11 protein-coding genes and 1 other annotated feature (1 of these 12 cut by a window edge) are annotated in these 12518 nt (G+C 41.2%); of the genes, 1 reads left to right on the top strand and 10 read right to left on the bottom strand.

Going from position 1 to position 12518, the window contains the following annotated elements:
• Positions 1-188, top strand: a binding site (T-box leader) (it extends 31 nt beyond the left edge of the window).
• Positions 189-241: 53 nt separating this feature from the next.
• The gene (trpS, locus tag GPS65_RS10860) at positions 242-1237 is read left to right on the top strand and encodes a tryptophan--tRNA ligase (RefSeq protein ID WP_012009563.1); all 996 of its coding nucleotides are present in this window, start codon (positions 242-244) and stop codon (positions 1235-1237) included.
• A gap of 35 nt (positions 1238-1272) precedes the next feature.
• Here trpS and GPS65_RS10855 read toward each other — a convergent pair whose 3' ends face one another.
• The 10 genes from GPS65_RS10855 to fabF all read right to left on the bottom strand — a co-directional run bounded on the left by GPS65_RS10855 (position 1273) and on the right by fabF (position 12507).
• The gene (locus GPS65_RS10855) at positions 1273-2025 is read right to left on the bottom strand and encodes a YjbA family protein (RefSeq protein ID WP_012009562.1); all 753 of its coding nucleotides are present in this window, start codon (positions 2023-2025) and stop codon (positions 1273-1275) included.
• Between the two features lie 72 nt (positions 2026-2097).
• Positions 2098-3384: an MFS transporter gene (locus GPS65_RS10850; protein ID WP_224925151.1), complete on the bottom strand. Its 1287-nt coding sequence runs from the start codon at positions 3382-3384 to the stop codon at positions 2098-2100.
• A gap of 146 nt (positions 3385-3530) precedes the next feature.
• Positions 3531-4271 (bottom strand): SAM-dependent methyltransferase, encoded by a 741-nt coding sequence (locus GPS65_RS10845; RefSeq protein ID WP_225970061.1) that lies wholly within the window; start codon positions 4269-4271, stop codon positions 3531-3533.
• 129 nt (positions 4272-4400) lie between these two features.
• Positions 4401-5300: an oligopeptide ABC transporter permease gene (gene opp4C, locus GPS65_RS10840; RefSeq protein ID WP_144468769.1), complete on the bottom strand. Its 900-nt coding sequence runs from the start codon at positions 5298-5300 to the stop codon at positions 4401-4403.
• Positions 5301-5333: 33 nt separating this feature from the next.
• On the bottom strand, positions 5334-6284 hold the full coding sequence (locus GPS65_RS10835) for an ABC transporter permease (protein ID WP_012009558.1): 951 nt from the start codon (positions 6282-6284) through the stop codon (positions 5334-5336).
• Between the two features lie 228 nt (positions 6285-6512).
• A complete protein-coding gene (locus tag GPS65_RS10830; RefSeq protein WP_012009557.1) occupies positions 6513-8144 on the bottom strand; it encodes a peptide-binding protein in 1632 nt (543 codons plus the stop codon).
• An 83-nt stretch (positions 8145-8227) separates the two neighbouring features.
• Positions 8228-9250 (bottom strand): ABC transporter ATP-binding protein, encoded by a 1023-nt coding sequence (locus GPS65_RS10825; protein ID WP_144468756.1) that lies wholly within the window; start codon positions 9248-9250, stop codon positions 8228-8230.
• A complete protein-coding gene (locus tag GPS65_RS10820; protein WP_144481835.1) occupies positions 9247-10227 on the bottom strand; it encodes an ABC transporter ATP-binding protein in 981 nt (326 codons plus the stop codon). Before GPS65_RS10820 ends, GPS65_RS10825 begins: the two co-directional genes overlap by 4 nt.
• A 166-nt stretch (positions 10228-10393) precedes the next feature.
• The gene (locus tag GPS65_RS10815) at positions 10394-11188 is read right to left on the bottom strand and encodes a DUF2268 domain-containing putative Zn-dependent protease (protein WP_144474130.1); all 795 of its coding nucleotides are present in this window, start codon (positions 11186-11188) and stop codon (positions 10394-10396) included.
• Positions 11189-11265: 77 nt separating this feature from the next.
• Entirely contained in the window at positions 11266-12507 is a 1242-nt protein-coding gene (fabF, locus tag GPS65_RS10810) for a beta-ketoacyl-ACP synthase II (protein WP_012009553.1), read from the bottom strand.
• Between the last annotated feature and the right edge of the window lie 11 nt (positions 12508-12518).

Below are 12518 nucleotides of genomic sequence, written 5' to 3'. Positions count from 1 at the left end.
TTCACCATTTATAGAGAGTCTGCGGTCGGTGCGAGCAGTCAATGGCATATATGGAATGGGCTTTGGAGCAGCTAACCGAACACTTTTGAAAGTAAGTAGGCTTAGACGGAGCAGTCTCCGATATCAACGTCTTGAGTGATTTCCATGTGAAATAACAAGGGTGGTACCACGGTTCATTCGTCCCTTTTCTGTTGAAAAGTGACGGGTGAGCCTTTTTATATTGAGGAAAAGAGGTTTTAGTATGACAAAGAAGACAATTTTTTCAGGCATTCAGCCGAGCGGTTCGGTCACATTGGGGAACTATATCGGAGCGATGAAGCAATTTGTCGATTTGCAACATGATTATCACGGATATTTTTGTGTCGTCGATCAGCATGCAATTACGGTGAGTCAGGACAGGCTAGCTCTTCGCCAAAATATTAGAAGCTTAGCAGCTCTTTATTTGGCAGTTGGACTTGATCCAGAGAAGGCGACATTGTTTATCCAATCAGAGGTACCTGCCCACGCCCAGGCAGGATGGATGCTTCAATGTGTTGCTTATATTGGGGAATTAGAGAGAATGACCCAATTTAAGGACAAATCCGCTGGTAAGGAAGCGGTTGTTTCAGGACTATTAACGTATCCTCCATTAATGGCTGGTGATATCTTATTATATGGTACTGATTTAGTCCCTGTCGGAGAAGATCAAAAGCAGCATCTTGAATTGACTAGAACGCTTGCTGAACGTTTTAACCGCAAATACAATGACATTTTCACTGTACCTGAAGTGAAGATTCCAAAAGAAGGCGCTCGGATTATGTCGTTAGCAGATCCAACGAAAAAGATGAGCAAATCCGATCCGAACCAAAAATCCTTCATTACTTTATTAGATGAACCAAAACAGCTTGAAAAGAAAATCAAAAGTGCTGTGACGGATTCAGAAGGCATCGTTAAGTACGACAAAGAGAACAAGCCCGGTATTGCGAACTTACTGACGATTTATTCTGTGTTAGGCAACATATCGATTGCAGAGCTTGAGCAAAAATATGAAGGCAAAGGGTATGGTGAATTTAAGGGAGATCTTGCGAACGTCGTCGTTGATGCTTTAAAACCAATTCAAGATCGATACTATGAACTCATTGAGTCAGATGAGCTTGACCGCATTCTTGACGAAGGTGCTGAAAAAGCAAATCGCGCAGCAAATAAAATGCTGAAAAAAATGGAGAATGCAATGGGTCTAGGTAGAAAACGCAAATAAAAAAAGCTTGCAGCGTGATGTGCTGCAAGCTTTTTCTAATTCACCTTTGATTCATTTTCCATTTCCCAAAGCTTTTCAAAAAACGGCTGTCCCTTAATCATTTTTTCACAGAAGGCTAAATGATTCTCTGACCATCCATCGATGGTTTCATTGTAAAGCATGTTCCAAATCTCTTCGAATGACATTCGCTTAATTTGATTGTACATACGCGGGTTCCATTCCGTATACCAATACGCAATCTCCGCCCTGTTTTGAAGACCTTTTAATTGATCGAGCGCCATAAACATGAGCTGCTTCAACTGTCTTTCTTTTCTTGTTAGTCCGCTGATGTGCTGCGGCGGTAAAGACAAAATATGATACTCCTTCGACGACTCAAGACTGTCCTGAGAAAATTCATATTCCTCAGCCTTCACATCTTTCACCATTTCATACACCAATTGCTCCTGCCTTGGGATTAAGCGGCTTTTCCTCACAGGAATGGAATACCCAATCGTATCCACCGCAATAATTCGGATACCGTCCGTGACCACAAAGCAATATTCTAGTTTACGCCGTTCATGATTTTTTCGAATATATGATTTCTCAAATACAGATTCTAGCAGCGTCTTCGGTAGTTCTGAAAGATCATTCTCTATATAATCATACAAAGGACTCTGCACCTTAAGTAAAGGTACTTGATCTAACAGCTCCACACTGTCCTCCTTACGCCACTCATGAAAATGACACACATTGTAGCCATTTTCTTCCCCTTCAAACCAATTCACCCATACGTCATGAAGAAATAACATAACCAATCCCTCACTTTATAAAAACTGTTGTCCACAGTATGGGCAAGGGATAGAGAAATTATTCCAACTTTATTAAACTTCAAGCTGGGCAACTGACGGTTTGTCTTTATTTTTTTTCGTGACAGTTAATAAGGCGGAAAAACCTTTCATCCGCATTGAGAATAAACTGATAGCGAGCAGTACTAAGCCAGAGATGGCTGTAATCCAAATGACACCAATATATTTTGAAAACATACCGGCGATGATTAATCCAAGAATGATACCGAAGTTAGAGAACATTTGTAAGATGGACATTGCACGTCCTCTATAAGCATTTGGAGTAAGCCCTAGAAATAAACTGCTAATCGGCACATTCAAGAAAGCATTCATTAAGCCGATACCAAACACCCAAAGGTAGACTGGTGGTAACCCAAACAGTGCTTCTAGAAACTCAACCGGTATGATGACCATCATCCAAATTCCCATAAAGATCGTCGTTGTCATTAATATATAACCAGGTTTGAATTTCCCAAGCAAGTAAGGACCTAAAATGGAACCGATGACGGCTCCGATACCCGAAAATGCTTCAATCATCCCAAAATGAAAACCTGATACTTGAAACTCGTGCAGCAAAATAGAGTTGGATGTAGTATTAAAAATTCCTGCGATAAACATGACTTGTGTTAATAAAAGGATTAAAAAGGCAAGTGGTGCTGATTGAAATACGACCTTCAATCCTTGCTTGATCGCCGTCCACTGTTTTTCTTTAGACGTTGAAAGGCTCGCTTCCCCTTCCTTATTGTTCTTTTTCACAAGTACAGCCGTCAGCAAGATAAAACATGCGGATAGACTATAAGTAAAAATATCGATAATGAGTAGAGCTGTCGGTGAAAAGAAAAGAAGAAGTAGGCCTGCAATACCAGGACCCGCAATCTGCATAACGGAATAAATACTTTGAGAAACCCCCATCGCTTCTGTAATATTTTTTTCTCCCACTACAACCGGAATATACGAGGAGCGCGCTGGATAAAAAAAAGCACTTCCTATACCTGATAAAAAAACGAGGATAATGACATACACTGGATGATGTAAACTAAAGATCATTCCTATTAATATGAAAGACCGAAATAAATCGGCTGCAATCATAATATGATGTTTTTTGAATCGGTCTGCCGCAACACCACCAAATAAGCCAAAGAAAAACATGGGTGAATATTGACAAAATAACACAAATCCAATTAATAACGGATCATTCGATGTAGTTCCAACCACATAAAGGATGACAATAGTTGTAAGACCGTCCCCAAAACGGGAAAATAATTGTCCCATACAAAACATAAGGAATTGTGGCTGCTTCAGGATAGCGATCAATAAAATCAACCTCTAATCTTCTCGTCTGAACTATTTATTTACGTAAGAAAGTGCGTGTGATTGAACACGCACTTCTCAGAATGAATATAAAAGTCACTTATTTTGTGATGATGATAATAACGTTTGTTTTCATATGACTCACCCCCTTTAATGCTTCATTTTGTGCATAAAAGTATCGTGTTGTGAGCTTCTACGTTATATGAATTACTTTCAAAATCTCCATAAATATGTTTGACGATAAAACCAGCATCTTTTAGCATATTTGTGATTTCAGCTACACTATATAACCGCATTGTGATGACATGGTTGGTTGTTTTGTAATTCACTATCCTTGTTTGTTCTATTTTAATAGTGCTGTTTACTATATCTAACTGTCTTTTTTCTAAGGCATAGCCTGTCTTTTCATCTCCAAACCAGATAAGTGGATGGAAATACTTAATAAGAAATTCTCGATTTGCAAGGTGAAGTAGTAATGTTCCACCTTCATTTAAACATGAATACATGGACCTCAGCATTTTCATGTTCTCCTCATCTGACATATAGACAATCGATGTTTCCATATTAAGCACAACATCATACGTTCGAGGGGGATGAAAATCTCTTCCATCTTCTAAAAATGTTGTCACTTGGTGATTTGACTCTTTTTCAATATGCGCCAAAAAATCCTGATTAATATCCAGTCCATCTATTTGAAAACCTGCCTGCCAAAGTTTAAGCAGGTGTCTTCCATGTCCACAACAAAAATCTAAAATGTGCGGATGATCATAGTTTTGAAGAATTTTTCTTTGAATAAAGTCAATTTCCATATCCACATTTTGAGATAAAAGACGTGAGTAAATCTCTTTATACTGGAAACCAAAAAAGTTTGTACCATCATCTGAAATTGGTGTTTCCACTTTAACAGACAATCAGGAGCCCCCCTCTCAATCTCTTATTCACTGTAAATCTATGGTACTATATCAAATTTCCTTTTTCAACCACTTTTGATATTAAAATACATTTTTTTGTTACTTAAGTACGTCAATTTACTTTAATTTTTTAGGATCAAGGGCATCTCTTAGTCCATCACCTAAGAAGTTAAAGCATAAAACGGTCAGCAATATGAGTAAACCTGGGAAGAGCGGATACCACCACGCTTGCACCATAATCGAGAAGTTTTGTGCATCTTGTAGCATGTTGCCCCAGCTCGCGGTTGGCGGCTGTATGCCAAATCCTAGATAGCTCAGCGTTGATTCAGCTAAAATGACGGAACCTACTTTAAGGGTAGCTGACACAATAATAGGACCGATACAGTTCGGTAAAATATGTGAAAAGATGATGACATGGTTTTTCGTTCCAATGGTTCTTGCTGCGAGTACGAATTCTCTTGTTCGTAGTGATAAAAATTCACTGCGGATCAGTCTCGCGGTTGTGGTCCAGCCGGTCAAAGCAAAGATGAAAATCAATTTATCAATGCCCGGCTTGAAAATGGTGACGAGCGTGATTAAGAGAAAAATGTCAGGGATCGACAACACAACATCCACAAATCTCATTAACAAGGAATCAACAAATCCTTTGAAATACCCCGCTACCGCTCCGACCACAGTGCCAATGGTAATCGCACCGACCACCGAGACGAAACCGACTAATAAAGAGACTCTCGCTCCATAAAGCACCCTTGAGAAAATATCTCGGCCAAACTTGTCAGTTCCCATCAAATGCTCTGCACTTGGCGGTTGGAGCCGTTTTAATAAATCTTGCTGCTCTGGTGCGTAAGGGGCAATCACAGGAGCGAAAATGGCTGAAAAGATAATGATCAATAAGATCACGGAGCCGGCAACCGCCAATTTATTTTTGAAAAATTTCTCACAAAATAAACGCAGCATCGTCTCTGGCTTTGGCGGAAGTCCCTCTTTTAATTTGAGATCAACAGGAGGCGTTCCCATATTAGGCTGTGCCAATTGTGCTTCAGCTCCCTTCTAATATTCAATACGCGGATCAACGATCGCATAGAGAATATCCGCAATTAAATTTCCAACCACCACGAGCACTGCGGAAATAACAGTCATCGCCATAATGACCGGATAATCTCTCGAAAAGGCAGAATCAATAAACAACTTCCCTAATCCTGGCCAAGTGAAGATTTGTTCCACCACGACTGCGCCGCCAATAAAGGATGGAATCATCAATCCGAAAATTGTAATGACAGGCATAAGACCATTTCTTAATCCGTGTTTGAAAATGACTTTGTTTTCTCGAAAGCCTTTCGCTCTTGCGGTCCGAATGTAATCCTGCCTCATGACATCAAGCATGCTCGACCTTGTGTACCGCGTGAGCCCCGCCATATCAGCGGTTGCTAAAACAAAGGCTGGTAAAATGATGTGATGGAGCCGGTCAAATAGATTAAAATCGGTGTTTAAGGTAGACACGCCGCCTGTCGGGAACCATCCTAAATTCACAGATAACACCATAATTAGAATGAGTCCAAACCAAAAATTCGGAATAGCCAGTCCGATAAAAGATGTAACTGTAATGCCGTAGTCTAGCTTTGTATATGGACGTTTTGCTGAAAGAACACCGAATGGGATGGCGATAATCAGGGCGACTAATGTAGAAAAAATCATGAGGATGAGGGTATTTGGCAGCCTAGCAAAAATCAAATCAGCCACGGGCGTTCCCTTTTTCACAATGGAGGTGCCAAAGTCACCTTGAAGCATATTGCCAAGCCATTTCATATACTGCACATATTCAGGATCGTTCAAGCCGTACTTATCAATAAAAGCTTCCCGGTCTGCCGCACTAATGGTTGGGTCCATCATAAGTGACATTGGATCGCCTGGTGCTGCTTTCATAATGGCGAAGGACAAAATGGTAATCCCAAATAAGATGGGAATGGAAAGCAATGTCCTTCTAATGATATATGTAACCATATGCACAACTCCTTTTTCATCGGATCGCCATACTGTGATGAAAAAGGGCTAAAATGATCTTTCTTTTAGCCCTCTGTCTTCATTACAATTTGATATCGGAACCCTTTCAATCTAACTGGTGCTCAGTGAATGTAATCATCGTGAGCACCAACGTGCCTGACTGACATGGAATGAAAGGGATTATCTTCACGTTAAAGGAGAGAACTTTCCTCTTCTTTCACTAACAGCCTACTGTTCAATCCACCATTTCTCGATTTTGTAATACTCATCTTTCGGGTGGTATGAGTAGCCTTGGAGATTAGATGGCATCGCGCGATGTGAGTTAGCATAGTAAAGGAACGTATATGGTTGATCTTCTGCAATCAGTTCATAAATTTTTTCATATGCCTTTGAATATTCTTTTCGATCACTTAAATTCTTGGCATCCACTAACAGCTTATCGACCTCTTTATTTTTATACCAGATGTTATTCAAGCCTTTTTCTGACTGGCTTGAGTGGAAGATGCTGTATTGGTCAGGGAATGTCGCAAGGCTCCAGCCGAGCAGTAGCGCATCATAATCCCATTTAGGCGGTGTCGTCTGTTCAATAAGTGCGCTGAATTCCACAATTTGTGGCTTCGCTTCCACACCAATTTCCTTGAGCTGCTGCTGGACAACGACAGCAATGTCTTCACGGACTTTGTTTCCTTGGTTGGTCTTTATGACAAAGGAGAATTTTTTACCATCCTTATCAAGATAGCCATCCCCATCTGTATCCTCCCAGCCCTCTTCTTTCAGCATTTTTTTCGCTTTTTCTTGATCAAACTCAAACACTGGAACACGATCATTCTTTGGATAGTTCCATGACAGCGGGCTCTCTGGAATGTTGGCTACTTTGCCGTCTCCATCCAACACTTGATCGACAATCGTTTGGCGGTCAATGGCATGTGTGAGCGCCTGGCGCACTTTTTTACTTTTAAAGAGTTCATTTTTCTGATTCCAGCCAATGTATGAATAATTGAGCCCTAGATCAGATTCAATTTTAATGTTGCTGATTTTTTCAGCCGTTTGCAGCTCTGCTCCCGGAACAGCAAAGAAATCAATATCACCTGCTGAAAGCTGGGCAATTGCTGCATTCTGATCAGGAATGGTTTTAATTGTGACGGTATCAAGGTATGGACGTCCATCCCAATAATCGTCAAAGGCTTCTAGTTTCACGTAGTCGCCTTCTTTCCACTCGGCAAATTTAAATGGACCTGAACCGATTGGTTTTTTTCGGTTAAATTCATTTTCACCGAGATCCTTTACAGGCACATCACCTAAAATATGCTTGGGCAAAATGCCGTAGCTTCCTAGTGTGACATTATAGAAATAAGGATCTTTTTTGTTGAGCTTGAATTCGATTGAGTAATCTCCTGTCTTTTTAACAGAATCTAATACTTCAAAGCCTGATCCGCGCTCCCCGTTGTAGTCCTTATTGATCGGAATGCTGTATGTAAACACAACATCATCAGCTGTCAGTTCCTCACCATCATGAAACTTTACGCCTTTTTTAATGGTCACATCAAACTGCTTCCCGTCATCAGATTCTTTAATATCTTCTGCGAGTGATAGCTGAGGGTTCAACTTTCCGTCAGTCTGAAGTAAAAAACTGTAGATTCTTTCTTCAATATCAGAGCTCGCCACATCTGTTGAATAAAGCGAGTTAAATAAAGTTGGTTCTGCAATGGAACCGATGACAAGATCTCCGCCCTGTACAGGTTTACCGGTGGATTTCTTTTCATTGTCTCCAGAGGTTTTATTTCCACTAGAGCAAGCCGCAAGCATGAGCGTGAAGATCAGCAATAAACTGATCAATATGGATTTTCTATTTCTATTCATATACAATTCCCCCTATCCTTTTTTAAAAATGACGACAGATGCCGCTTCATCCCCCCTCTCAAAGATGAAATCATGCAAGTCGATTAAGCGTCGTAAAGGTGACAGGCAACGAAGTGGTTTGGTTTTAATTCTTGAAATGATGGTATTTTTTCTTTACAGATTTGTTTCGCATGCGGACATCTTGTGTGGAATACGCACCCTTTTGGCGGATTCGCAGGACTTGGCAGATCGCCTTGAAGCATGATCCGCTCTCTTTTGACCTGACCCTTTTTACGGGTAACAGGGACTGAAGAAAGCAGTGCCTGTGTATATGGGTGGAGCGGTTCATCGTACAGGCTGTGCTTATCAGCAAGCTCCATCATTTTGCCGAGATACATCACGCCGACTCGATCACTAATGTGCCTGACCACACTTAAGTCGTGAGAGATAAACAGATAGGTCAGGTCAAATTCCTCCTGAAGCTCCTCCATCAGATTAATCACCTGTGCCTGAATGGATACATCAAGTGCTGATACCGGCTCATCTGCGATAATCATTTCGGGATTCATGGCAAGCGCACGAGCAATGCCGATTCGCTGCCTCTGCCCGCCAGAAAATTCATGGGGATAGCGATTTGCAAAGCTTGGATGAAGGCCCACCTTTGATAGAAGCTGTTCTACTTTTTCATTTCTTTCTTTTAAGGAGTATAAGTGATGTGTTTTGTAGGGTTCTTTGATGATGCTTCGAAGTGTTTTTCTAGGGTTGAGTGATGCAAAGGGATCTTGAAAAACCATTTGAATGTTTTTTCGTGTTGATTGTCTTAACTTTGATTCCGATATACGGGAGATGTCTTGCCCTTTAAAAAGGATTTGACCGTCAGTTGGTTCATATAAACGAATCATGGTCCGGCCTAATGTTGATTTACCGCATCCTGATTCCCCCACTATGCCTAACGTTTCACCTTTATAAATCTTCAAATCTATGCCGTCAACAGCTTTGACTGCACCGACTTTCTTCTGAAAGACGCCTGCTTTAATCGGAAAATATTTTTTAATCTGTCTCAGTTCAAGAATGGTTTCTTTCTCTATTAGATCTGTTGCATGTGGTTGATTTTGAGCAAGGGTCATGTTTGGGCTGCCTCCTCATATAAGAAGCATCTGACGCTTCTGCCATTTTCAAAAGTCCTCAGCTTAGGTAGCTCGCCTAGGCAGCGCTCCTTCACTTGCGGGCATCTAGGAGCAAAGCGGCAGCCGGCTGGGAGTTGATCTGGTGCTGGGACATTCCCTTTTATCGCCGCTAGCGGCTGTATGTCTCCGTCAATGACAGGAATTGATTCAAGTAGTCCTTCTGTGTAAGGATGAAGCGGCTGATCAAATAATTCTTCGACGGTCCCATTTTCAACAACCTGTCCGCAATACATGACAATCACTCGATCTGCCACTTCAGACACGACACCTAGATCATGCGTAATGAGGAGAATCGATGTACCAAATGTCGTGCATAAGTCTTTCATCAATGTGAGCACCTGGGCTTGAATCGTAACATCTAGGGCAGTTGTCGGCTCGTCTGCAATGAGAAGCTTCGGATCACAGCTTAGCGCAATGGCAATCATCACTCTTTGCCGCATGCCGCCTGATAAACGGTGCGGATAATCTTTGATGATTTGTTCCGGTCTGGAAAAACCAACAAGCTTCAGCAGATCAATCGCTTTTTTCGTCGCTTCTTTTTTTGAAAGTTTTTTGTGATAGATGAGGATTTCTGTTATTTGTTCCCCGATGGTTAGGACGGGATTAAGTGAGGTCATGGGTTCCTGAAAGATCATCGATACGTCATTACCACGAATGTTGCATAATTCCTTTTCACCATATGTAACGAGATCCTTGCCATCAAGCTTGATGGAACCGTCCATAATTCTTCCACCAGTGCCGTTAATCAAGCCCATAATGGATAAGGACGTAATGCTTTTACCAGATCCAGACTCACCGACTAATGCGACAGTTTCTCCTCTGTTGATGCTGAAATCAACGCCGTCTACAGCAGGTATCGCTTCTTTTTTTCGAAAAAAATAGGTTTTTAAGTTCTGCACTTCAAGCAGCGTGGTCATGTATTCGCCCCTTTCACCATCAATCAAGATCGATCTAAAAATTGCGCCTTTTTTGAATAAAAAGAATTATCAAAATTTATATTTGTATATTATTACATTGTTATGACGAAATCAAGAAGAATTTAGTAAATTTGTAATATGTCTCTTTTTATGTGAATCATTCACTTTATGAGTCTATCGCCTTTAAAAAAGTTTCGGACGGCTCTGCAATCATAGACTCCTCGCTGAATCTGTGCTCATTGAAATACTTTTTCACAATATAATACCCAGTGGCGTAACCAAGCATTTTGGGGTAGTTCCCTTTTCCATAAAGGAGGTTCTGTATCAGTCTTTCGTCGTCCTGCACTTTTTGATCAAGATGACTGGATACCCATTTCTGATACATACGCTGAAGCTGCGATTCGTCATAGAGAGTGGTCCATTTGGCTGTATAGCTTTCTCCGTATCTATGATACACAGCATATTCAGCGAGTCCCTCCATCATGATTGTATCAAGGAATGTAAAATCTTTTTCTTCTTTCGTGAGAAAATGTAACCTGCATACATGGTGATATTCATGAGTCAGCAATGTACCGATGCGTTCCTTCGGGGTATTTGGCGACAAAAACAGAAAGACCTTGTCGTCAAATGCCATGCCGGATTGATAATAAAATTGCTCTCTAATTTCTCTGCTGCTCTCATTGACTGGCAAAATAAAGACTGGAATGTCAGGGCCTTTCCACTGCTTTTGCAGCGCCCTGTATTCTTTCATAACGAGCTGGAAGTACCCTTTTTCTTTGAGCTGGTCGATCATGTCTTTGCATGATTTAAAAGACCGAATCATGCCGTGATGCTGCAGGTGGGAGAGAATAGAGGACCATTCTTTTTCCTCCGCCCCTTTAAAATAAGGAACAAAGCGCGACGCAAGCTCCTGAAATGATGAAGATTGATGAATGAGATATTGTGTATTGACTAGACCCATACTGCTAAACACCTCCATTTTCATCATATGCAAAAAAGCGGCAATCTGATTATAGATCGCCGCCTTCTTAGGAAATATTATGCTTCGTATTTTTTAAAGATAATTGTCGCATTATGTCCGCCAAAGCCAAGTGAGTTACTTAGAGCCACTTGTACTTCTTTTGAACGTGCTTCATTTGCCACATAATCAAGATCACATTCTTCATCCGGTGTTTCAAGGTTAATGGTTGGAGGAATGACGCTGTCTTTAATCGCAAGTACAGAGAAAATAGCTTCTACTCCGCCTGCTGCGCCAAGTAAGTGACCTGTCATCGATTTTGTCGAACTGATCGCAAGCTGATTTGCATGCTCTCCGAACACTTCTTTAATCGCCATTGTTTCAAATTTATCGTTGTACGGTGTGCTTGTTCCGTGGGCATTGATATAATCAATTTCTTCCACAGACAAACCAGCATCTCGAATTGCTTCTTTCATTGCGCGGACGCCGCCTTCTCCGTTTGGAGCCGGTGCTGTAATATGATACGCATCACCAGTTGATCCATATCCAACGATTTCTGCATAAATCGTCGCGCCACGTTTTAATGCATGCTCAAGTTCTTCAAGGACGACAATTCCTGCACCCTCACCCATAACAAATCCGTCACGGTTTTTGTCAAATGGACGGCTTGCTGTCTCTGGATCAGGATTTGTCGAAAGAGCTTTGTTCGCACAGAAGCCAGCAAACGACATTTTTGTTAACGGCGCTTCTGTTCCGCCTGTGATCATCGCATCTGCATCTCCGCGCTGAATGACTTTAAATGCATCACCAATTGAGTTTGTACCTGTTGCACATGCTGTTACAGTACAAGAGTTAACCCCTTTTGCGCCAAGTGCAATTGAAATTTGACCTGTTGCCATATCTGGAATCATCATTGGAACGAAGAACGGGCTTACGCGTCTTGCTCCTTTATTTGAATACACTTCAAACTGCTCTTCAAATGTTTCAAGTCCGCCAATACCAGATCCAACCCATACACCAACACGTGGTGCGATTTCATCTGTGATTTCAAGACGTGAGTCTTCTAGCGCCTTTTGAGCAGCAACAACTGCATATTGCGTGAAGCGTGCCATTTTTCGTGCTTCTTTTTTCTCCATGTAATCTTCAATGTTAAAATCTTTTAATTCTGCAGCCACTTTTGCTGTATATTCACTTGAGTCGACACGTGTGATTGGTCCAACTCCTGATACACCTGCTAAAGCATTTTTCCATGTTGATTCTACATCGTTGCCAAGAGGTGTCAAAGCACCCAATCCTGTAACAACTACTCGTTTTTTATCCATTAATTTGTGCA

This window comes from Bacillus pumilus, from assembly GCF_009937765.1.
GTDB lineage: Bacteria > Bacillota > Bacilli > Bacillales > Bacillaceae > Bacillus > Bacillus pumilus_O.
The sequence above is the reverse complement of the archived record's forward strand: the minus strand, read 5'-3'. Positions and strand labels throughout refer to the sequence as shown.